The organism is Rhizobium sp. AQ_MP, from assembly GCF_014237835.1.
GTDB lineage: Bacteria > Pseudomonadota > Alphaproteobacteria > Rhizobiales > Rhizobiaceae > Allorhizobium.
Map to the genome: position 1 here is coordinate 94,068 of NZ_JACJVI010000014.1, position 21,670 is coordinate 115,737.

Consider the following 21,670-nt stretch of genomic DNA (forward strand, 5'->3'; position numbering starts at 1 on the left):
CCGCCGAACCCGCGACACACCCGCCCAGGGAGCGAGAGGAAGCACCGGATTCACGAGACCTGGGGGACAAACAGACCCCCGAAACGGCATGCAAATGGGATACCATGGGACAATATGGGCGTCAATGGGAACGGCCGGGATGAGCCTTCTCCGCGATTCAAATATTGATAGGGGGTTAAGCTTAACGAATGGTTAGAACCCGCTGTTTTCGAGAAGCTTTTCGCCTGCCGCTTCCGCAGCGGCTCCCCACGGAAGACAGGGGCGTTCCACCTTTGATTTCAGAAGGTTCGTTGAAAATGCGAAAAAGGGGAAATTTGCCAGTTGGCCTGTAAGCCGGGTTCTGTATGGCCCCGGTTTCCCGGAGCGTGGCAGCCATTCATCTGGGACAGCGTTTGCACGCTGCCTCGCGCAACCCACCCGGATGACTGGCCCGGAAACAGGCTGTAGCAACGCTTGCGCGCCACCCGCGTCATCCCTATTCGGTTTTGCTCCCGGTGGGGTTTGCCGTGCCGTCCCTGTTGCCAGCGACGCGGTGGGCTCTTACCCCACCCTTTCACCCTGACCTCGCATGCGAGGCGGTTTGCTTTCTGTGGCACTTTCCCTGAGGTCGCCCTCGCCGGACGTTATCCGGCACCGTGTTTCCGTGGAGCCCGGACTTTCCTCACCTTACCGCCTTTCGGCATTGGTAAAGCGCGGCTGCCCGGCCAACTGGCAAGGGGTCCTTAGCCGACCCCATCTGCGAATGCCATCAAAAAGCGAGGCGTCAGGCCCGCTTGGAAGCTTTTGGTGAATCAGTCTCTGAACACGGGGCCGAACACATCACCATAGGCATCGTCGAGGATCCGCCCGTGCTGGATGAGTTCGGCACCGATTCGTCCAATCTCGTCGGAACTCTTCGCCGCCGCACCGCAGCCGCCGGTCAACACGGCGATTCGCTCGCTGGCAAAGCCGATGGCCGGATAGTTTTCCGGCGTGAAGGAAGTGACGCAGGCCGCCATGGACAACGGCGCATCCGCAAGCGTCGGCACCAGTCCGGTGATGATTCGATGCAGATGATCGCGCGTCGTCAGCCGCCCGCCGCGCCGGAACCAGGCGCGGATCTCCGGCTCCGTTTCGAGCTGCAGATCGTCAGGATCGCCGCCGATCTTGAGATAGGTCTTTCCATCGGGATAGCGCACCGGCGGCAGGAGATAGATGTGATCGCTGGGATCATCCGGCTGGTGAATCAGCGACGGCATGCCCGCATAGGCATCCAGTTCCTCGTCCGGAATCTCGAAGAAGGCGACCGTGCGTCCGTTGACCTTGAGATCGAGACGACGCGGCAGAAGGTTTTCGTTGATGGAGAAGCCACCGGCGGCGATCAGCACCCGCTCCGCCGAATAGACGGATCCGTCGTCGGTCGTGACGATGGCGACACCGCCCTCCTCCCGAACCGACACCGCCGTCCGGCGGATCACGGTCGCTCCGGCCTTCTCGGCCAGAATGCTTTGGGCTTCAACGAGCCGGCGCGGATTGACGTAACCGGCATTCTTCTCCTCGTAGACCCCTTCGCAATCGGTGCCGAAATCGAAATAGCGGAAGCGAGCCTTTAGGGCGGCATCCGAGAGCAACTCGATGGAGACCCCGAGCTGGCGGGCCGCCGCCTCGACCTGGCCGACATAGGGATCGTGCCCACCGCGCTTCGGCCCGACGATCAGGCAGCCGACCTCGGAGTAGAAATCAACGCCGCTCTCGGTGGCAATCTCGCCATACCGAGCGATGGACCGATTGGCGAGCCGCGCCCAAACGGGGTTCGAATCGATCGTGCGGGTTATGCGTGCTTCGTCGTAGTGGCTCGCAAACACACCCTGATGGTTTGTCCAGTCCTTCGGTTCGTCGGGCCCGATGACGGCAACACCGTCGCCCTGCAACGCCAGATAACGAGCCGCGGCAGCACCCATCATCCCGCGACCAACAACAACAAACTTGAACCGCTCAACCATACGACACCATCCTTACGTTGCGTCCGGTGATAGCATGACGACACCTCAAGTCCAGTCGTGGAAGAGCTGTGGCACAGCTCTTCCTCAGTCGCCGATCAGCGCGATGACCTTGCCGCAATACCGCTTGGAGATCGGGTTCATGCGCTTGGCGCCATGCCCTGCATTGTATCGCAGGATGGTCCCGCAGGTTTCGCCCCCACCCAGTTCATGCGCCATCGACAGGTATTTCATCCCATAGCGTATATTGGTCTCCGGATCGTAGAGCCCCTTGGTCTTGCCGCGATAACCCATGGCCCGGGCCGTTGCCGGCTTGATCTGCATCAGGCCAACTTCGCCGGCACTGCCGCGCGCCTTGGGATTGAAATTGCTCTCGACGCGCACGACCGCATGGGCGAGATCGACCGGGACGCCATAGGTCTTCGCGTATTTCGTGATGATGGCACTGTAGGGGCTCTTGGAGAAGGAGGGAGCGGCCGGATAGCCGGCGTCCCTGTCAATCGTCTTCAGCGGCTTCTTGAAGCGGCGTTCCTCGCTGCCTGCGAGCGCCGACTGGGCATGAGTCAACAGAAGGGCGATGCATGCCGCAGCAGCAACAAGTCGTCGTGTCATGGAAGGTTCAGTCTCCAATCGAGCAACCGGATTTGGCGCGCGTCAAAGCGGGCGCGAAATCGCGCCGCGAGCCCGGCTCGGGCCGCCCGTCTCGGTTCTCAAGTTGATCTTCGCACCGGGTTCGTCATTGAACCACTGGCGCCGTTCAGCCCGTCCTTTAGAGCCGCCCAATGAGGAAATCCTGTGGCACCGCAACAAATCCGTCCGACGGACGTTGACTTCCTTGGCCCGGAAACACGGCTGGAATGCTGTCGTTCAGCGATATCGCGGCAGGCTTGTCAGCAGTCGATGCAGCGTCTCGATGGTCGAGCTATCGGCCACGCCGTCAACCTTGGCTTGCCGGAAATGACGCTGGAACGCGGCCACGACGCCCTCGGTCTGGGCACAGAATTCGCCGGTGATTTCAATTCCGTAGCCATAAAGCGACAGCATGGACTGCAGCGCCTCGACCGGCTGCCCACGGTCACCACGCTGGAAGAAGCGTCCGCCACCCATCGCAGCCGGCTCGACCCAATGACCGACCCCCGCCCTGTGTAGCCGGTACCAGGGGAAATTTTCACCCGGATCGACCTTGCGAATGGGGGCTACATCCGAGTGCGCCAGCACCCGCTCAGCGACAATCTGATGCCGTTTGACGCATTCGAGACACAATTCGATGACGGATTCGATCTGCCGGTCAGGGTAATCGGGAAGCCCCGCCGGATGCCCCGCATTGGCGATTTCGATACCGATGGAGCGTGAATTGATGTCCGTCTCGCCGGCCCAGACACTTTTGCCCGCATGCCATGCGCGACGGGCTTCAGGGACCATCTGCACAACGCGTCCGTCTTCATGCACGATGTAATGGCTCGACACCTGGCTCTCCGGCGCGCAGAGCCATTGCTGCGCGCCTTCTGCGGACGGCATCCCGGTATAGTGCAGGAGGAGGATGTCGGGGCGCTCGACGCCGAGCCGTTCGCCATGGTTCGGCGACGGACAGACCTCCGCACGCCCGTAATCGGCTGGGAAGGAAGTCATGCCGCGCGGCGCGCCTTTTCAATCGCCGAATAGGCGGCGTTGAACTTGGCCATGCGGTGATGCGCAACGGCATGAAACTCGGTGGGCACGCCACGGGCATGCAGCCGGTCCGGATGATTTTCAGCAGCGAGAGCGCGGTAGCGCTTGCGGATCGTCGCGAAGTCGTCCGAAGGCTTCACGCCCAGCACGCCATAGGGATCGCCATCCTGATGGATGTGTCGCTCGGTGATCGCCGCGAACCGCTCTTCCGAGATGCCGAAAATCTCTGCGATCCGGGCAAGGAAGTCGAGTTCCTTCTCATGCACGAGGCCATCCGCCTTGGCGATGTGAAACAGGGCATCGATAATGTCTTCAAGGACCGGGCAAAACTGGTCGCAGGTGCGACACATCCCGGCTAGATTCTTGGCATAGGTCTCGAAGCCCGCCACATCCTGACGCGCCAGATTGTAGAGGCGCGCCACGTTGCGAGCCTCTTCCGGCGGAAACTCGAAGATCTTGCGGAATGCCTCGACTTCGGCGTTCGAAACGATCCCATCCGCCTTGGCCATCTTTGCAGAAAGAGCGATGATGGCGACGGAAAAGGACACGCGCCGGCGCGTTTCCGGGTCACCTTCGAAGACTGTCCGCACGGCCTCGACGATGCTACCGATCACGTTGCCCGCAGCATCGCCGATCGCACCCAGCAAACGGTCCCAGAATGACGATATTTGTTCGCAGGCGAAATCGAAGATCATGCGAAAAGCTTGACCAAATATGCCCAGAAAAAGCAAGGAGTGCGGGCTATTCGCGAGGATTAAAGTTTCTTCATCTTGAATCCGTTTCGCTGAAGACGATCGCTTGCCGCGTCCCCCGGATGGTCATCCCGTTATCCACAGCGGCCTGTCCGGCGCGACGCCGCAATTGAATCGATTATATTCCCAAATGCTTCGGCCAATCGGGCGAAACGCCCGTTTTCGTTGATTTTTTGGCTTTACAGCTGCCCCTTGCTGTCGCATCCATTTGCCACCTGAACCAGACGGAAGACGGGCGATAGAGCGTCCAAGGAGGAATGATGGCCAAGCAGAAAGTCGCGATGTTGACCGCCGGGGGCCTCGCGCCCTGTCTCTCGTCTGCCGTCGGCGGATTGATCGAGCGCTATACCGACATTGCACCCGAGGTCGACATCGTCGCCTACAAGTCCGGTTTCCGCGGCCTGCTGATGGACTACAAAATCGAGATCACCAGGGAGATGCGCGAAAAGGCGCATGTTCTGCACCGCTATGGCGGCTCGCCGATCGGCAACAGCCGTGTGAAGCTCACCAATGTCGCCGACTGCGTCAAGCGCGGCCTCGTCAAGGAAGGCGAAAATCCGCTGCGCGTCGCAGCCGAACGCCTGGCCGCCGATGGCGTTACGATCCTGCATACCATCGGCGGTGACGACACCAACACGACGGCCGCAGACTTGGCGGCCTATCTCGGCGCAAACGGCTATGACCTGACCGTCGTCGGCCTGCCGAAGACGGTCGACAACGATGTCTACCCGATCAAGCAGACGCTCGGCGCCTGGACGGCCGCCGAAGTTGGTGCCCGCTTCTTCGACCATGTTTCCAACGAACAAAGCGCCTCGCCGCGCACCCTTGTCATCCATGAAGTCATGGGCCGCCACTGCGGCTGGCTGACGGCCGCGACCGCGCGCGCCTACATGCAACGCACGCAGCACAACGAGTACATCGAAGGCTTCATGATGAATCAGGAGCTCAAGAACATCGACGGTCTCTATCTGCCCGAGACTCATTTCGACATGGAAGGCGAAGCGACCCGCCTCAAGGACATCATGGACCGCACCGGTTTCGTCACGCTTTTCGTTTCGGAAGGCGCCTGCATGGACGAGATCGTCGCCGATCGCGAGGCGGCCGGCGAAGAAATTAAGCGCGACGCCTTTGGCCATGTGAAGCTCGACACGATCAATGTCGGCAACTGGTTCCAGAAGCATTTCGCAAAGCTGCTCGACGCGGACCGCTCGATGGTCCAGAAGTCAGGCTACTACGCCCGCTCCGCCCCGGCCAACTATGACGACCTGCGCCTGATCCAGAGCATGGTTGATCTCGCTGTCGAAAGCGGCCTCAACAGGGTATCGGGTGTCACGGGCCATGACGAGGATCAGGGCGGGCGTCTGCGCACCATCGAATTTCCGCGCATCAAGGGCGGCAAGCCGTTCGATCTCTCGACACCCTGGTTCGAAGAAGTGATGGATTATCTCGGGCAGAAGTACCGCCCCATCCATTGACCTCACCGCCGAAAGCTGGCTTCCTCTACTTTGAGGAGTGAGTGCCATGCCCCTGTCTATCTCGATCCTGTTTGCAGTCGTTGCAACCGCCATCCTGTTCGTGCCCGGCCGCTCGAAACGCTTGGTTCTGGCTTACGCCTTGGCGCATGGCCGCAAGAGTGTGTTTGCGACCGTCACGGGTGTAGCGCTCGGAACGATGATCGCGGTCGCGGCGACACTGGCCCTGTCATGGAGCCTGATCGCGCTGACGCCGCTGGCTTTCTCGGTCTTCCAGTGGATCGGCCTGACCTGGCTCGTTCTCTTTGCGCTCGGCGTATCGCGTGCGCCCGTCGGTACGGAACCGGTGGCCGACAATGACAACCTGCCGGAAGAAAGGCCACTGCGCATTGTCGCCCATTGTTTCGAGCGCGAATCCCGTGATCCCCGCAGCAGCCTGCTGATCGCCGCACTTCTGCCGCAATTCCTGACGCCGGCCGGTGCATTTTTGCCGCAGGCCATTGCGCTGGGCGGGATCTTCGTCGGCCTTGCGGCAATTACCTGCCTTCCCTACGCGCTCTTTGCCGAAAGCATGCGGAAAATCCTGAAGAAACGTGTGGTTCGCCGGACAATCAACCGTTCCGGCGGCACTGTGCTGATCGCCGCGAAGGCCGTGACAGCCGGCTATCGTAAGATCGCGGCTTAAGCGTTCGAACCTTGCCCGAACCATCCGCCCGGCCGCAAGCTTGCCGCAATGCTGGGCATAGATTAAGAAATGGAAACGAACCGTCGGTGATTTGCCGATGCCTTCGCGCGCATCTCTTAACGGATAGTGGCATGAACGTCAGAACTGATCGCGGTATTGCTCTTTGCATGGCCGCCTCTCTGTTGGCTGGATTGAGCGGATGCACCGCGATCGATGAAAGCGTAAAGGCCGATCTCGCCTCAGCACCCAAGGCCAATCCCCGGTCGCCGGAAATGCAGGCTGCGATGGCGGCGGAAGCCGCTACGAACGGTGCCGCCGTCAAACAGATGACACAGGCCGAACTCGCTGCGGCCAATCCCGGCCCGGCTCCGATCATTCCAGGAACCGCCACAGCCGCCCCGATCCCGGCGCTCAAGGCCTCCGCCCTTTCGCCCACTGCACCTCAGACCGCCGCAACCGACGCTCTGGCGATGGTCACAACACCCACGGCAACCTCTGGCAGTCAGCAGATGGCAGCGGCGGCAGCCCCGACACAGGAGACGCTCGTCGCGCCTGCCGCAGTGGCGGCCGCCACGTCGCCCGCGACCGAGAGCGAGAGCCCACAGGTCGTACTGGCCTATGCCGCCCCTTTGCGCGCAACGGCCCTCACCAGTTTCGGAGACCCCTTCGACATTTCTCCTCCTGGCGAACCAGATGCCCTGAACGCCGATCGCAAGCCGGCCACGGTAGGCCCGACCCGGCTCAATGCGCTGATCGAGAAATACTCGAAACTCTATGAGATCCCCGCCGACCTCGTGCATCGAGTGGTACATCGCGAGAGCCGCTACAATCCCGCCGCCTACAGCAAGGGCAATTACGGCCTGATGCAGATCCGGTACAACACGGCCAAGGCCATGGGATACGACGGCCCGGCCAATGGTCTGTTTGATGCCGAAACCAACATCAAATATGCGGTCAAGTACCTAAAGGGTGCATGGGTCGTTGCAGACAATGACCACGACCAGGCGGTCCGCCTCTATGCGCGCGGCTATTATTACGATGCCAAGCGCAAGGGATTGCTGCACCTCACGCGGTGAGCGCTAGCGCAGCGCCTCGCGAATGGCCTGCACAAGCTTTTGTGGCCTGTAGTCCAGCCTGCGGGGCGTCAGCCCCAGACGCACCACGACGAGGCGTTCCGAACGAATGACCGTGATGGACTGCCCGTCGTGCCCCAACATCCAGAGCGCTTCCTCGGGGACCCCAAAACTGGTGTCCTTGCCCCCCGGTCCATTCTGCCATGCATGTCCCTCGGTGTAACTTCCGCCGGACGCGGAAGTCGGCAGGTAGATTTTGCCGATCATGGACGGATCGACGATTTGCTGCCCGTCCCAGCGCCCGTTCTCCGCAATGAGCAGGCCAAATCGCGCCCAGTCCCGCGCCGTAGCATAGAGGTAAGAACTGCCGACAAACGTGCCCGTCGGATCCGCTTCCAGCACCGCGCTGCGCATGCCGATCGCGTCGAACAGGGAACGGCGCGGGAAGGCGAGCGCCTCGTTCAGATCGGCAAGACGGGACATCCAGTAGCGTGAGATGAGTACTGTCTCGCCAGACGAGTAGTTGAAGCGCGTGCCGCGCTCGGCCGCGGAGGGCAACGATGCCACATAGCCGGCCATATCCCCCTCGAGATAAAGCATGCGCGTCACGTCGGTCACATCACCGTAATTCTCGTTGAAACGCAGGCCACTTTCCATGGCGAGCAGGTTTGAAAGCGTGATATCGGCGCGGCGGTCGCCGCTCCACCGGGGGGACAGCCTTGCCGCGTTTTCGTCGATCCGCCCCTGCCTTTGCAGGATGCCGACCAAAGCTGCGGTCACCGTCTTGGTCATGGACCAGCCGAGCAACGGCGTCTGCGCGTTGAAGCCCGCGCCATAGGTCTCGCCGATGATCTTGCCGTCTTTCACCACGACGACGGCACGTGCGCTCTGACCGATCAGATCAGGATCAGCAAGAATGCCGGCGATCCTTGGATCATTCGCTACATCCGCCTCACCTTCTGGCCAGGGCAAGTCCTGATCAGCCGGAGATGCTTCTGCGGGCGGCGCGCTCAGAGCTCGCGCCGCCTCGATTTCCGTTTCGCGCACGGTGGCGCAGCCAAGGCCGGTACGGTGCAATGCTGCCGATGGCGCGACGACCCCCAGCATGGAGGTTCTGACGATGCCTTGTTCAAGGTCCACCTCGGCATTGATGAGTTTCAGCAAGGGGTGTCCCGGTGCCTGCACGTCATCGCGGAGCACTTCGTCGGCGTCACGTCCGGCAATGAAAACGTTCGAGCAGATGATCTTGGCTGCATAGCCCGTCCCCACCCGAAGCAACTCCGGCGGGACTGCGACGATCCAAACCGCAGCGAAGCCCAGGATCAAAACGAGGGCAATCGCGCTCCGCAAACCCCATTTCCCCAGTCTGCGCATCAGCATGCCCTCCTCCCTTATCGCTATCGAAGCAGGAATGCGTGACAGGCGAAAGATGACAATGGGGCAGCTTGGCGTTTATCCCGCCACTTTCAGCTCACGGGAGCAACTGTCGTCTGGGCCACTCTCGTCTGCAAATAGGTCAGGACGTCTGCCGGAGCGAACGGTTTCGAAAACAGGAAGCCCTGCGCCTCGCCGATGCCCAGCAACTTGATGAAGTCCAGCTGATTATCGGTTTCGATGCCCTCGATCGTGGTGCGGATCTGAAAGGTCTCCGAAAGCTTGTGCATCAGGTCGACCAGTTTGGCACCCTGGGTCGTCTCCAGCATTTGTTGGGCAAAGGAGCGATCGATCTTCAATTCATCCAGCGGGAAAAGCCTGAGATTGTTGATCGATGAGAAACCGGTTCCGAAGTCGTCCAGCGCAATACGGACACCCGCCGACCGCAGCTCGGCCAGACTGCGGCAGACGAGGTCGATATCGACGGAGAAAACGGCTTCCGTGACCTCGACGGTGAACCGTTCCGGTGACAGGCCGGTCTCGACAAGGCAATCGAGAATATGTGCGACGAACTGCGGATCCTTGAACTGGTCGCCGGACACGTTGACACTGACGCCGGTAGGCGCAGGCCATGTCACGGCGGCCGCACAGGCCTGCTGAACAACCCATTTGCCGATGACCTGAATGACCCCGGTCTTTTCCGCCAGAGGAATGAAGACATCCGGTGTGATCAGCCCCTTCTCGGGATGGCGCCAGCGCAGCAGCGCCTCGAGCGACCTGACTTCCCCGTTCTGCACACCGACGATAGGCTGATACTCGAGATAGAATTCGCCATCGACGAAGCCGCGGGCAAGGTCTCTCTCCAGTTCGAGCCCTTGCCTGACCTCGCGGGCGACGGACTCGTCATAGAACGCATGGGCCGGCCCGAAGACCTCCTTGGCCCGATAAAGCGCGAGATCAGCACTTTGCAGCAGTGTGGCCACATCTCGGTCCTGTGCAGAAATCATGACCGCACCGATGCTCACGCCGGTCATGATCCGACCCTGGGCGAGTTCGAAAGGCTCCGACATGGCATGCTCGATCGCCAGGCAGAAGAACTCCGCGACCGGTCGCCGCCTCGCCTGGGGCAGGACAACAGCGAATTCATCAGCCCCGACTCGATAAAGTTCGGCCTCTTCGCCCGCGGCCTGGCGGAGGCGATCGGCAACGGCCGTCAGCAGACTATCGCCGGCAGCGTGCCCGAGCGTGTCATTGACGTATTTGAAGCGGTCGAGATCGATGAGCAGCAGCGTGCCGCTGTCATGGCTTCCGGCCTCAAGCCGTTTGGCCAGGGCTTCGGTCAGGGTCTGACGATTCCCAAGCCCCGTCAAAGTATCGGTGCGGGAAGCGGCTTCGAGTGCAGTCGCTCCACCTTCCAGACGTCGGATCCGCTCATGCAGCGACGTCTCCCAGGCAGCGATTCGCCAGCCGACAGCACCGCCGACGAGCGGCAGGCCAAGACCAGCCACCAGGGACCATCCATCGACGAAGGCGCCGGAAAGCGCAGTAAAGCCGGACTGAGCAATGAATGGAACCGCGATCGCAAGAGGCGCGGCCGCCCCGCCGACAAAGCCGGCCAGGCCGTAGCGCAGACGCCTGCTGATCGGGATTTCACTTAACATCATGTTAAACACCCCTGAAATAACTGACGAGAATTTGCATAAAATGCATTGAAATTCGGTTACCGTCACCCCGGTGCAGCGTCATCAAACTGTAGCAACGCGGAGCTACACGCCGTGAAACCCAACAGGACGGCGGATCGACATGACTGAGCTTGCACCCGATGCCGGATTTCGTGGAAACGAGAAGCTGAAGGATGCTCTGCTGCAGCACGCGGCACTGTCGCCCGCAGGGCTCTCCGAACGCCTGTTCGGCCTGCTCTTCTCCGGCCTCGTTTACGCGCAGATCTGGGAGGATCCCGAGGTCGACATGGAGGCGATGGACCTGGCAGAGGGTCACAGGATTGTCACCATCGGCTCCGGCGGCTGCAACATGCTGGCCTATCTGAGCCGACGTCCGGGCTCGATCGACGTGGTGGACCTGAACCCCAATCATGTCGCGCTGAACCGCCTGAAGCTGGCAGCCTTCCGGACTTTGCCGGACCATGCCGCGGTCCGACGCTTCCTCGGCGAGCACTCGGTCTCCTCGAACACCCGCCTTTACGATCGCCACATAGCCCCTGTCCTTGACGCCGCCACCCGCAGCTACTGGGACTCGCGTGGTCCGGCGGGCCGTCGGCGTATCTCCGTCTTCAACCGCAACATCTACAGGACCGGGCTGCTCGGACGCTTCATCACCATCGGCCACCTGATTGCCCGCAGCCATGGCGTTCGCCTGGAAGAACTTGCAGCAACCCGCTCGTTGCGCGAGCAGCGCATGTTCTTCGATAGCCGGATCGCGCCGCTCTTCGACAAGCCGTTGATCCGCTGGCTGACCCGCCGCAAGAGCTCGCTCTTTGGTCTTGGCATTCCGCCACAGCAATATGACGAACTCGCCTCGTTGGCGGATGACGGCACGATCGCGCCCGTGCTGCGCCATCGTCTCGAAAAGCTCTGCTGCCATTTCCTGCTGCGGGACAACTATTTCGCCTGGCAGGCCTTCATGCGCCGCTATCCAAGGCCGGAAGAAGGGGGCATGCCGACCTACCTGCAGGAGCGGCACTATCCGGCAATTCGGGATACTGTAGACCGCGTGACGGTCCACCACGCGAATTTCACGGAACTCCTGGCGACGAAGCCCGCAGCCAGCGTTGATCGTTACGTCCTCCTCGATGCGCAGGATTGGATGAATCCGCGTCAGCTGACCGAACTGTGGACTGAAATCACGCGCACCGCAGCCGATGGCGCCTGCGTCATCTTCCGCACGGCCGCGGAAGAAAGCATCCTGAACGGCAAGCTGACCCCGGATCTGCTGGGTCAATGGGACTATCAGGCAACCCGCTCCCAGACACTCAACCGGCAGGACCGTTCCGCCATTTATGGTGGCTTCCACATCTACGTAAAGCGGCAGGCATGACCGAGAGCCCGACGATCGTCACCGCCGCAGATCAAGCGAGTCACGCAGAGAGCATGGACAGGATGTACCGCTACCAGCGGCACATCTACGACCTGACGCGCAAGTACTATCTGCTCGGCCGCGATCACATGATTGCAAACCTCAATCTGCCGTCGACCGGATCGCTGCTGGAGATCGGCTGCGGCACTGGCCGCAACCTGGTGCTGGCCCGCAAGCACTTTCCAACGGCACGGCTTTACGGGCTCGACATCTCGGCAGAGATGCTGGCGACGGCGCGGTCAAAGTTTCGCGGCACGACCTCTCCGCCGAAACTGGCGGTGGCGGATGCGACGGCCTTCCGACCGGTCGATTTCGCCGAACCCCATTTCGACCGCGTGATGATCTCCTATGCGCTGTCAATGATACCGGACTGGCAGGCGGCAATCGATCGCGGGATCGAAGCGCTCGGCCCTTCGGGATCCCTGCATATGGTCGACTTCGGCCAGCAGGAAGGCTTGCCGCGCTGGTGTCGTAGCGCGCTGCAGGCGTGGCTTGCACGCTTCCATGTTACCCCTCGCCCCGACTTGAGAGCCGTCCTCGATCACCGCGCGTCAGCGAACGGCCTGCAGCTGAGTTTCGAGCCCCTCGGGCACGGCTATGCCTGGCACGCCGTCCTGCGGCGCTGACTGCTTCGCGCAAGCAACATTGCATCTAATGCGGATTTGACGATGATGGGCGACGATTTGCGCGTCTGTCCTACTTGGCGCGTTGCGTCCAACTGGCGCATCCTGCTGGAAATTCGAGATCACGGACCCCTAATGCGGTGGCTTTCTGCACTTCTTCTTCCACTTTGCCTCACGGCCACCGCCTGCACCTCCGGATCCTATGACCTTTTGGAAACCGCGGCCATGTCGCCGCGATTCCAGGACACGGATCCCCAGCATTTCGATGGCAAGACTCCGCATCGCCACGAGGTGCATGGCATCGATGTCTCCAAGTGGAACGGCGACGTCGACTGGCGACAGGTGAAGAAGTCCGGCGTTGCGTTCGTCTTCATCAAGGCGACGGAAGGCAAGGACATGCTGGATCCGCGGTTTAAAGACTATTGGCAGGGTGCCAGCGACGCCGACATCCCGCATGCGGCCTACCACTTCTATTACTTCTGTTCCTCGGCCGACGAACAGGCCGACTGGTTCATTCGCAATGTGCCACGCGATGCAAATCTTCTGCCGCCGGTGCTCGACGTGGAATGGAACCCGACATCACCGACTTGCCGCCTGAGGCCGGATCCTGCGACGGTACGTGCGGAAATGCAGCGGTTCATGCGGCGCATTGAGGCCCACTACGGCAAGCGCCCGATCATCTATACCTCGGTCGACTTTCATCGCGATAACCTCGAAGGCGCCTTCAAGGATCATCATTTCTGGGTTCGGGCCGTCGCCCAGCATCCGAGCATCGTCTATCCGGAACGCCGCTGGTCCTTCTGGCAGTACACCTCGACGGGTGTGATCCCCGGCATCAGCGGAGAGACCGACATCAACGTCTTTGCCGGCACGCAGAAGAACTGGCAGAATTGGCTCGCCGCCGTCTCGAAATGATCGCAAACACAGCCTAGAGGCTCTGCCAAACCACCTGAAGTGACCGGACGTATGGCAGAACTGGCGATGCGACGGAACCTCAACATGAAGGAACGATCGATGAAGAAAGTCCGGCGTCTTGCGCTCCCCCTCGCCCTGCTCCTGGCCTCGACGGGTCTGGCCCAGGCCCAGCAGCAGTGCGGTGGCGATCTCGCGACCTTCCTGGACGGCGTCAAGGCGGAAGCCGTTGCCGCGGGCACCCCGGCCGATGTCGCCGACAAGGCGCTGGCCGGAGCGGCGATCGACCAGAAGGTTCTTTCCCGCGACCGCTCCCAGGGTGTGTTCCGCCAGACCTTCCTCGAATTCTCCGGCAGAACCGTGAGCCAGGCTCGCCTTGATATCGGCCGGCAGAAGATCAAGGAATATGCCGAAGTCTTCGCCCGCGCCGAGCAGGAGTTCGGCGTGCCGGCAGGTGTCATCACCGCCTTCTGGGCCATGGAAACCGACTTTGGCGCGGTCCAGGGCGATTTCAACACGCGTAACGCCCTGGTGACCCTAGCTCATGACTGCCGCCGACCGGAGCTTTTCCGCCCGCAACTTCTCGCCCTCATCAAGATGGTCGAGCATGGCGACCTGGAGCCCGCGAGCAATACCGGCGCCTGGGCCGGCGAAATCGGTCAGGTCCAGATGCTTCCGGAGGACATCATCGCTTTCGGCATCGACGGGGACGGCGATGGTCACGTCAATGTCAAGCAGAGCAGCCCCGATGCGATCCTGACGGCGGCAAAATTCATCCAGCATCTCGGCTTCAAACGCGGCGAACCCTGGATCCAGGAAGTCACGATCCCGGACAATCTGCCCTTCGAAAAATCCGGTCTCGGCGGCACGCTGACCGCTGGCGAATGGTTCTCGCTCGGTGTCCAGCCACGCGATGGCAACACGGCCTTCTCGTCTCTGCCGGCAGCGCTCGTGCTGCCGCAGGGCCGCAAGGGGCCGGCCTTTATCACCTATCCGAACTTCAACATCTATCTCGAATGGAACCAGTCCTTCATCTACACGACCTCGGCAGCCTATTTCGCCACCCGCTTCGGCGGCGCACCGGTCTACCAGAAGGGCAATCCCGAACAGGGCCTCGACGTCGATCAGATGAAGGCGCTTCAAACCAAGTTGCAGGGGCTTGGCCACGACGTTGGCAAGATCGACGGGATCCTGGGCGGCGGCACGCGCGTGGCTGTGCAGAAGGAACAGCAGCGGATCGGTCTGCCGGCCGACGGTTGGCCGACACCTGCCCTTCTCAGCGCGCTCTGAAACATCAGTCGATAATCAAACTCAAAGCCGGGTCGATAAAGTCGCCCCGGCTTTTTTCGTTGTCCTCAAGCACCGCGGGCCGAGCTGGACAAATGCGAAGAAAGCCGTCCCGAAGCCTGGCGGCCCCTCACGGAAATTAAACTTCATTAACAGGACGAGAGTGCAGATAACCCACTGACACTTCTAGGTTATTGAAGGATTCAGATAAGTTTTCCACCGCATATTACCGCAGCGCAGCACAGAATTGGCCTTGCACTGACACAAATCGGACATAATATCTAACGGTCAACGCAAGGAGGCACACATGGGACTGACCAATTCTATCAATGTCCTGATCGTCGGTGCAGCGTTTGTTTTTATCGCCACGATGCTGTTCATCTGACACAGGTCGAATGAACCCACCCATGGGTTGGCCGGGCTCGGCCTCTCCAGCATTCAATGACTTCCAGAGTGAAGAAGAGGCGCATGACACGAACCGTCATGCGCCTCTTTTCACGACATAGATTGCCTCAGGCGGCAGCGCCGGAAAGCCGATCGTTTCTTCCGGTCACGCCGAGACGTTCCAGTGTCGCAATCGTCAGCGGCGCCCTGTTCATCGTATAGATATGAAATTCATGCACCCCGCGGTTCGCGAGATCGGCGATCTGCTCGGCCGCGATATCGGCGGCGACCGCAGCACACGCCAGCGCATCGCCCTCTGTTCCCTCGAACCGCTCGTCGAGGAAGGCGGGAATGCTTGCACCGCACATCGAGGCGAACCGCTTCAACTGCGTCAGGTTCTGGATCGGCATGATGCCCGGTACGATCGGGATGGTAATGCCGGCCTTGCGGACTCTCTCCAGATAACGCTCGAAGATGTCGTTGTCGAAGAAGAACTGGGTCAGCGCGCGCGTCGCGCCCGCATCGACCTTCTGCTTCAGCATGTCCAGGTCAACGTCATCGGTGCCGCTTTCCGGATGACGCTCCGGATAGGCAGAGACGGAAATCTCGAAGTCGCCGATCTGGCGCAGGCCGGCCACAAGATCCGCAGCGTTGACGAAGCCGCCTGGATGGGGCTCGTAACGCGTCCCAACACCGCCCTGCGGGTCGCCACGCAGCGCGACGAAATGGCGAACACCAGCAGCGCGGAATTCTTCGACCACGGCATGCACCTCTTCGCGCGTGGCCCCGACACAGGTCAGGTGCGAGGCTGTGGCCAGCGGAGTGTCATTGATCAGCCGCTTCACTGTTGCAAGGGTCGGTTCCCGCGTGGTACCGCCCGCACCATAGGTGACGGAAACGAAGTCGGGCTGGTAAGGCTGCAGCGCCTTGACCGTCTGCCACAGCTGATCTTCCATGTCGGGAGACTTCGGGGGAAAAAACTCAAACGAGATCCGCGCAGCGGGGATCTTGGCGATGGGCCGTTCGGGCTTCGTCATTTATCTGCTCCCGGTCTTTGCCAGAGGTTGTTCTAAAACGCTCGGTTGAGCCTCACTCCCACGTCGAGCGAGCCAGATGGTCACGGTCAGTCCGCGCCCGGCCGCGCTCTCAGGCGGAAGGTCAAGCACGTTTTCGACAGTCAGCCCCTGACGCCCGAGCCATTCGGCCATCACGCCATGGGAAAAGCCGAGGCGCACATGGGCATGCTCGTCACGAAGATATTCGTGACCATGCGGAGCCAGATCGATGATTGCCAGTCGCCCGCCCGGCTTCAGCATGCGTGCCGCCTCGGCGAGCGCCAGCTCCGGCTCCTCAAGAAAATGAAGGACCTGGTGGATGGTGACGAGATCGTAGTCGGCAGCATCCAGCGGCAGGTTCAAAATGTCGCCATGACGCACGCTCGCCGACAGGATGCCCTCCTTGTCTAGATTGGACCGTGCGACCGCCAGCATGTCGCGGCTGGCATCGATGCCGATGGCGCGCCGATAGCGCGGCGCGAGCAATTGCAGGATACGGCCCGTTCCCGTGCCGAGGTCGAGCATGCTTTCGACCGCCTCTGTTCCGACGAGCCGCAGGAGCGCAGCTTCCACGTCGGCATCGTTGACATGCAGACGGCGCAGTTCGTCCCATTCGGAGGCATTGCGGCTGAAATAGGCCTGTGCCTTCTCCGCCCTCGCCCGCTTGACGCCGGCCAGACGATCACGATCGCGCTGGAGAACCGGGTCCGAGCCGTCTGCCGCATCCAGGAGAAGCCGGATCAGAGACGCACCATCCCCCTCCTGCTTCAGACGAAAGTAAGCCCAGGCCCCTTCCTGATAGCGGTCGATGAGATCGGCTTCGGCCAGCAGCTTGAGATGCCGAGAAATTCGCGGCTGCGACTGCCCGAGAATTTCTGTAAGATCGGTGACGGTCAGGTCGCCGGACGCAAGAAGGGTCAACAGACGCAGGCGAGTGGGCTCACCGGCCGCCTTCAGCAAATCCACCAGAGTATCGACACCGAGTTTCATTCGCACCACCGCAATAACGACATAAAGATATCTTTATGTCTTTCTGGTGCGAGATGCAAGTCTGAATCTGCTCTATCGAGCCTATGCGACGACAAACAAAAACGGCCGCCTCACTCGGGCGGCCGCCGCAGGTTTTCTGCTTGGGAAGGGATAAAGAACCCGTTCAGAATTCCTCCCAGTTGTCTCGGGCGAGCGCGTTGTTCCCGGAGACGGCAGGCGCGGTTCTTCGACCAGCCGGTTGCTCGCGTGCCGCTGGTGCAGTTGGGCGCACCGAGGGCGCGGGTGCGGCAGTGCGCAGGGAAGGCGTTTGGCGGGTGGAAACCAGGCCGGTCTCCTGCCCCGTTCTGAATTGGCGCAGGAGCTCGGCAAGACTTGCCGCTTCGTGCGCAAGGCCGGCTGAAGCGGCATTCATCTCCTCGACCATGGCTGCATTCTTCTGCGTCGCCTGATCCATGTGATTGACTGCCTGGTTTACCTCGCCCAGGCCGACAGACTGCTCCTGTGCGGCAGCCGCAATGGCATCCATGTGCTCGTTGATGGCTTGGACCAGACCGGCGATCGCATTGAGGCCCTGACCGGTTTCATTGACCAGCTTGACGCCTTCGCTGACAGCGATTTCCGAATTGCTGATCAGCGCCTTGATCTCCTTGGCCGCGTTCGCCGAACGTTGGGCAAGCTCCCTGACTTCCTGAGCAACAACCGCAAAGCCCTTGCCGGCTGCTCCTGCCCGGGCAGCCTCGACGCCTGCATTGAGCGCCAGAAGATTCGTCTGGAAGGCGATCTCGTCTATCACGCCGATGATTTGACTGATCTGTTTGGAGGCCTGTTCGATCCGCTCCATGGCAGTGACTGCATTGCCGACCACCACGCCCGACTGCTCGGCACGATTGCGCGTGTTGCGCACGATATCGCGAGCCTCACCGGTTCGCCGCGACGTCGCAGTGACGTTCGACGTGATTTCCTCGAGCGCTGCGGCCGTCTCTTCGAGCGAAGCCGCCTGCTGTTCGGTCCGTTTGGCCAGATCGTCCGAGGCATGCGAGATCTCGCCCGAGCCACTGGAGACCGCATGACCGGAACGCCCGACGGAGACGAGCACGCTGCGCAGTTGCTGAACAGACGTGTTGAAATCATGACGCAGTGCTTCGAACTGCGGGGCGAACTGCTCGTCGATCTCGCAAAGCAGATCGCCAGCAGCGAGGCGCTTAAGGCCGGCCGCCAGCGTACCCGTTGCCTTGTTCAGACGCTCCTCGGCATCAGCTTCCGCCCGAGCCTGCATTTCGACACGTTCGCGCTCCGCCCGATGCCGGTTTTCTTCGGCCTGCGCCTCGAGTTCGGCATTGCGGATGGCCGCCTCCCGGAAGACTTCGACGGAGCGTGCCATCACACCGATTTCATCCGCACGGCTGGTATACGGGATCTCGGTTTGACGGTCGCCGTCAGCAAGCGTCTTCATGCGGTCAGCAGTAGCCCGGATCATCCGTGAGACGGTGCGGACCACGAAGAAGAACAGGCCGAGCACCAGCATCGTGACACCGATCGCGACGGCAACGCCCTGGACGAAGCTGCCATACAGACCGTCGAGCTTCTGCTGCGCCCCGTTTGTGAGAAAGGCGTCGGTCTCGGCAATGAGCTTTGCCATCAGGCCCGCATGGGCACCGGTGAACTCCAACCATTGTTTTGCCGCATCTGCATCGGCCGCTGCCGGTTCGTTGGCGACAATCTTCTGGCGGCTTTCTCCCAGGAACCGGCCTTCAGGGCCGGCCTGAAACGCATCAAACGGCTGGACAATCTGGGCAGGCAGAAACTCGCGCAAAAGCGGCGTAAAGCGCTCACGCAGCGCTGCCGCATGCAGAAAGAAGGCATATTGCTTCAGATCAAGAACAGCCCCGGCGAAATGCGTCTCACCCAGATGGATCTCGATCAGGCCGGCATCATTGACCTGCATCAGCGCGTAATAGCCTTCGATCAGGCGCGCCAATTCCAGATCCTGAATGGTGGCACCAGAGCGACGCACCAGTTCCAGGCCGGCCGCGGACGCGGGCTGCAGGACGAAGAGTGACTCGTCTGCGGATGCAGTACCCCCGTCGACATTCCTTCGATAGGTGCCGAGTTCCTGCTCCTTTTGGGTGATGACAGAATAGGCCTGCTCGATGGTCACGTCGGCCCCGCCCTGTGCCTTCCAGTCGGCATAGGCGGCCTTGAGCGTAGCCAGTCCCTCATCGACAGCCTTACGCCGCTCAGCGAGGTTATCGGGCGTGGCGAAGGCTTCGGCCGGCAGAACTTGGGCAATCCGCCCGCCTGCCATGGCAAGTGTCTGCACCGCCATCTGCCGTTCAAGGACCGCATATTGCTGATAGCTGTTCCAGACCGAAGTCACGCTCAACCAAAGGAAGGCAACCAAAGGTGCGGTTGCGATGAGATAGAGCTGTCTGCGTAGCGACAAGGCGGCCATGTATCCTCCCCATTGAATGTGGCCGGCACGGCAAGCGACCGCGCACAACTTGCGCAATTGTATGTAACACAAATTACGATTTCGCTAAATTACGATCTAGCGCTGGAGAGATGCAGTCTTTGTGTCCACGACAAGACGAGAGGCCGGCCTCTTTCGAAGCCGGCCCCCTATGTAATTTGAGATCAGTCTCGCTTCAGCGCGTCAGGCGCTTGTAGGTCACGCGCTTCGGATTGACCGAATCAGGCCCCAGACGACGGATCTTGTCCTGCTCGTAGTCTTCGAAGTTGCCTTCGAACCATTCGACATGGCTATCGCCTTCAAAAGCCAGGATATGGGTCGCAAGACGGTCGAGGAACATGCGGTCGTGGCTGATGATGACGGCGCAGCCAGCGAAGTTTTCCAGCGCGTCTTCGAGGGCGCCAAGGGTTTCGGTGTCGAGGTCGTTGGTCGGTTCGTCAAGCAGCAGCACGTTGCCGCCCGCCTTCAGCATCTTGGCGAGATGCACGCGGTTGCGCTGACCGCCTGAGAGATTGCCGACCTTCTGCTGCTGGTCGCCGCCCTTGAAGTTGAAGGCGCCGCAATAGGCACGGCTGTTCATGTCGTACTTGCCGAGCTTGATGATGTCGTTGCCGCCCGAGATTTCCTCCCAGACGTTCTTCGAACCATCGAGCGAATCGCGGCTTTGGTCGACGTAACCGAGATGCACCGTGTCGCCGATACGGATCGAGCCGCTATCCGGCGTTTCCTGACCGGTGATCAGACGGAACAGCGTCGACTTACCGGCACCGTTCGGGCCAATGACGCCGACAATGCCGCCCGGCGGCAGCTTGAAGGAGAGGTTCTCGAACAGCACGCGGCCGTCATAGGCCTTGGTGAGGTTTTCGGCCTCAATAACCACCTGGCCGAGACGTTCTCCGACCGGGATGATGATCTGGGCTTCACCCGGACGACGGTTTTCGGCAGCGGCCACCAGTTCGTCATAGGCGCGGATACGCGCCTTGGACTTTGCCTGACGGGCCTTCGGGCTTGCGGCGATCCATTCCTGTTCGCGCGACAGCGCCTTCTGGCGGCTGCCTTCCTCGCGCTCTTCCTGCGCCAGGCGCTTGGCCTTTGCAGTCAGATAGGCCGAGTAATTGCCTTCATAGGGAATGCCGCGACCACGGTCGAGCTCGAGGATCCAGCCCGTGACGTTGTCGAGGAAGTAGCGGTCGTGGGTGACCATCAGGATGGCGCCCGGATATTCGCGCAGGTGCTTTTCGAGCCAGGCGATCGTCTCGGCGTCCAGGTGGTTGGTCGGTTCGTCGAGCAGCAGCAGGTCCGGCTTGCGCAAGAGGAGCTGGCAGAGTGCCACGCGGCGGCGCTCACCACCCGACAGGTTGGACACATCGGCATCGCCCGGCGGGCAGCGCAGCGCATCCATGGCCATTTCGACCTGGCTCTCCAGATCCCAGAGGTTCTGGCTGTCGATAATGTCCTGGAGCTTGGAGCCCTCTTCCGCGGTCTCGTCGGAATAGTTCATCATCAGTTCGTTGTAGCGATTGAGGATGGCCGTCTTGTCGGCAACACCTTCCATCACGTTTTCGAACACGGTCTTGGTCGGATCGAGCTGCGGCTCCTGCGGCAGATAGCCAAGCGTCGCGCCATCGGCGAGCCAGGCCTCACCCGTCCACTCCTTGTCGAGACCGGCCATGATCTTGAGCACGGTCGACTTACCGGCACCGTTCGGGCCGAGAATGCCGATCTTGGCGTCGGGATAGAAGGAGAGATGGATGTTCTCGAGGATCTTCTTGTTGCCGTAGGCCTTGTTGAGGCCGGCCATGTGGTAGATGAACTGACGTGCCATCGTCGGGGAGCTCCGCGCGTCGAAAAGG

17 protein-coding genes and 1 other RNA gene are annotated in these 21,670 nt (G+C 61.1%); 7 read left to right on the forward strand and 11 right to left on the reverse strand.

The window, feature by feature from the left end; genetic code table 11:
* Positions 1-313: 313 nt before the first annotated feature.
* The 5 genes from rnpB to H6M51_RS18640 form a co-directional block, all read right to left on the reverse strand.
* An RNA gene (gene rnpB / locus H6M51_RS18620) (RNase P RNA component class A) lies at positions 314-712 on the reverse strand.
* A gap of 79 nt (positions 713-791) precedes the next feature.
* A complete protein-coding gene (locus H6M51_RS18625; RefSeq protein ID WP_185811323.1) occupies positions 792-1,982 on the reverse strand; it encodes an FAD-binding oxidoreductase in 1,191 nt (396 codons plus the stop codon).
* Positions 1,983-2,066: 84 nt separating this feature from the next.
* Positions 2,067-2,591, reverse strand: coding sequence for a lytic transglycosylase domain-containing protein (locus H6M51_RS18630; RefSeq protein WP_185811324.1), 525 nt, complete (start codon positions 2,589-2,591; stop codon positions 2,067-2,069).
* 255 nt (positions 2,592-2,846) lie between these two features.
* Complete coding sequence (locus H6M51_RS18635; protein ID WP_185811325.1) at positions 2,847-3,608, reverse strand: N-acetylmuramoyl-L-alanine amidase; 762 nt, start codon at positions 3,606-3,608, stop codon at positions 2,847-2,849.
* Positions 3,605-4,342 (reverse strand): DnaJ family molecular chaperone, encoded by a 738-nt coding sequence (locus H6M51_RS18640; RefSeq protein WP_185811326.1) that lies wholly within the window; start codon positions 4,340-4,342, stop codon positions 3,605-3,607. The genes H6M51_RS18635 and H6M51_RS18640 overlap by 4 nt, the downstream gene beginning before the upstream one ends.
* Positions 4,343-4,659: 317 nt before the next feature.
* Here H6M51_RS18640 and H6M51_RS18645 point away from each other — a divergent pair, with 317 nt between their 5' ends.
* The 3 genes from H6M51_RS18645 (at position 4,660) to H6M51_RS18655 (ending at position 7,632) form a co-directional block, all read left to right on the forward strand.
* A complete protein-coding gene (locus tag H6M51_RS18645; protein WP_185811327.1) occupies positions 4,660-5,874 on the forward strand; it encodes a pyrophosphate--fructose-6-phosphate 1-phosphotransferase in 1,215 nt (404 codons plus the stop codon).
* Positions 5,875-5,920: 46 nt separating this feature from the next.
* On the forward strand, positions 5,921-6,556 hold the full coding sequence (locus tag H6M51_RS18650; protein WP_185811328.1) for a LysE family translocator: 636 nt from the start codon (positions 5,921-5,923) through the stop codon (positions 6,554-6,556).
* A gap of 131 nt (positions 6,557-6,687) precedes the next feature.
* On the forward strand, positions 6,688-7,632 hold the full coding sequence (locus tag H6M51_RS18655) for a lytic transglycosylase domain-containing protein (RefSeq protein ID WP_185811329.1): 945 nt from the start codon (positions 6,688-6,690) through the stop codon (positions 7,630-7,632).
* 3 nt (positions 7,633-7,635) lie between these two features.
* Here H6M51_RS18655 and H6M51_RS18660 read toward each other — a convergent pair whose 3' ends face one another.
* Positions 7,636-9,009 (reverse strand): serine hydrolase, encoded by a 1,374-nt coding sequence (locus H6M51_RS18660; RefSeq protein ID WP_348644529.1) that lies wholly within the window; start codon positions 9,007-9,009, stop codon positions 7,636-7,638.
* 86 nt (positions 9,010-9,095) lie between these two features.
* On the reverse strand, positions 9,096-10,667 hold the full coding sequence (locus H6M51_RS18665) for a bifunctional diguanylate cyclase/phosphodiesterase (RefSeq protein WP_185811330.1): 1,572 nt from the start codon (positions 10,665-10,667) through the stop codon (positions 9,096-9,098).
* 139 nt (positions 10,668-10,806) lie between these two features.
* Here H6M51_RS18665 and H6M51_RS18670 point away from each other — a divergent pair, with 139 nt between their 5' ends.
* From H6M51_RS18670 to H6M51_RS18685, 4 genes are all read left to right on the forward strand, one after another.
* The gene (locus tag H6M51_RS18670) at positions 10,807-12,057 is read left to right on the forward strand and encodes a DUF3419 family protein (protein WP_185811331.1); all 1,251 of its coding nucleotides are present in this window, start codon (positions 10,807-10,809) and stop codon (positions 12,055-12,057) included.
* Positions 12,054-12,722 carry a class I SAM-dependent methyltransferase gene (locus tag H6M51_RS18675; RefSeq protein WP_185811332.1) on the forward strand — a complete coding sequence of 223 codons (669 nt, stop codon included), beginning with the start codon at positions 12,054-12,056 and terminating at the stop codon, positions 12,720-12,722. The genes H6M51_RS18670 and H6M51_RS18675 overlap by 4 nt, the downstream gene beginning before the upstream one ends.
* Positions 12,723-12,854: 132 nt before the next feature.
* Positions 12,855-13,634: a GH25 family lysozyme gene (locus H6M51_RS18680; RefSeq protein WP_185811333.1), complete on the forward strand. Its 780-nt coding sequence runs from the start codon at positions 12,855-12,857 to the stop codon at positions 13,632-13,634.
* 99 nt (positions 13,635-13,733) lie between these two features.
* Positions 13,734-14,921, forward strand: a complete 1,188-nt coding sequence (locus H6M51_RS18685) for a lytic murein transglycosylase (RefSeq protein WP_246780573.1) — start codon at positions 13,734-13,736, stop codon at positions 14,919-14,921.
* Between the two features lie 509 nt (positions 14,922-15,430).
* Here the strand turns inward: H6M51_RS18685 and metF are convergent.
* The 4 genes from metF to ettA all read right to left on the reverse strand — a co-directional run bounded on the left by metF (position 15,431) and on the right by ettA (position 21,642).
* On the reverse strand, positions 15,431-16,339 hold the full coding sequence (gene metF, locus H6M51_RS18690; RefSeq protein ID WP_185811334.1) for a methylenetetrahydrofolate reductase [NAD(P)H]: 909 nt from the start codon (positions 16,337-16,339) through the stop codon (positions 15,431-15,433).
* A complete protein-coding gene (locus H6M51_RS18695; RefSeq protein WP_185811335.1) occupies positions 16,340-17,347 on the reverse strand; it encodes a metalloregulator ArsR/SmtB family transcription factor in 1,008 nt (335 codons plus the stop codon). It abuts the gene before it with no gap.
* Positions 17,348-17,510: 163 nt separating this feature from the next.
* Positions 17,511-19,799, reverse strand: a complete 2,289-nt coding sequence (locus tag H6M51_RS18700) for a methyl-accepting chemotaxis protein (protein ID WP_185811336.1) — start codon at positions 19,797-19,799, stop codon at positions 17,511-17,513.
* Between the two features lie 193 nt (positions 19,800-19,992).
* Positions 19,993-21,642 (reverse strand): energy-dependent translational throttle protein EttA, encoded by a 1,650-nt coding sequence (gene ettA, locus H6M51_RS18705; protein ID WP_185811337.1) that lies wholly within the window; start codon positions 21,640-21,642, stop codon positions 19,993-19,995.
* Positions 21,643-21,670 lie beyond the last annotated feature (28 nt).

Excerpts from the sequence above, each read along its gene's own strand:
- H6M51_RS18625 (WP_185811323.1), bottom strand. The coding sequence starts at position 1,982 with ATGGTTGAGCGGTTCAAGTTTGTTGTTGTTGGTCGCGGGATGATGGGT.
- H6M51_RS18630 (WP_185811324.1), bottom strand. The coding sequence starts at position 2,591 with ATGACACGACGACTTGTTGCTGCTGCGGCATGCATCGCCCTTCTGTTG.
- H6M51_RS18635 (WP_185811325.1), bottom strand. The coding sequence starts at position 3,608 with ATGACTTCCTTCCCAGCCGATTACGGGCGTGCGGAGGTCTGTCCGTCG.
- H6M51_RS18640 (WP_185811326.1), bottom strand. The coding sequence starts at position 4,342 with ATGATCTTCGATTTCGCCTGCGAACAAATATCGTCATTCTGGGACCGT.
- H6M51_RS18645 (WP_185811327.1), top strand. The coding sequence starts at position 4,660 with ATGGCCAAGCAGAAAGTCGCGATGTTGACCGCCGGGGGCCTCGCGCCC.
- H6M51_RS18650 (WP_185811328.1), top strand. The coding sequence starts at position 5,921 with ATGCCCCTGTCTATCTCGATCCTGTTTGCAGTCGTTGCAACCGCCATC.
- H6M51_RS18655 (WP_185811329.1), top strand. The coding sequence starts at position 6,688 with ATGAACGTCAGAACTGATCGCGGTATTGCTCTTTGCATGGCCGCCTCT.
- H6M51_RS18660 (WP_348644529.1), bottom strand. The coding sequence starts at position 9,009 with ATGCTGATGCGCAGACTGGGGAAATGGGGTTTGCGGAGCGCGATTGCC.
- H6M51_RS18665 (WP_185811330.1), bottom strand. The coding sequence starts at position 10,667 with ATGATGTTAAGTGAAATCCCGATCAGCAGGCGTCTGCGCTACGGCCTG.
- H6M51_RS18670 (WP_185811331.1), top strand. The coding sequence starts at position 10,807 with ATGACTGAGCTTGCACCCGATGCCGGATTTCGTGGAAACGAGAAGCTG.
- H6M51_RS18675 (WP_185811332.1), top strand. The coding sequence starts at position 12,054 with ATGACCGAGAGCCCGACGATCGTCACCGCCGCAGATCAAGCGAGTCAC.
- H6M51_RS18680 (WP_185811333.1), top strand. The coding sequence starts at position 12,855 with ATGCGGTGGCTTTCTGCACTTCTTCTTCCACTTTGCCTCACGGCCACC.
- H6M51_RS18685 (WP_246780573.1), top strand. The coding sequence starts at position 13,734 with ATGAAGAAAGTCCGGCGTCTTGCGCTCCCCCTCGCCCTGCTCCTGGCC.
- metF (WP_185811334.1), bottom strand. The coding sequence starts at position 16,339 with ATGACGAAGCCCGAACGGCCCATCGCCAAGATCCCCGCTGCGCGGATC.
- H6M51_RS18695 (WP_185811335.1), bottom strand. The coding sequence starts at position 17,347 with ATGAAACTCGGTGTCGATACTCTGGTGGATTTGCTGAAGGCGGCCGGT.
- H6M51_RS18700 (WP_185811336.1), bottom strand. The coding sequence starts at position 19,799 with ATGGCCGCCTTGTCGCTACGCAGACAGCTCTATCTCATCGCAACCGCA.
- ettA (WP_185811337.1), bottom strand. The coding sequence starts at position 21,642 with ATGGCACGTCAGTTCATCTACCACATGGCCGGCCTCAACAAGGCCTAC.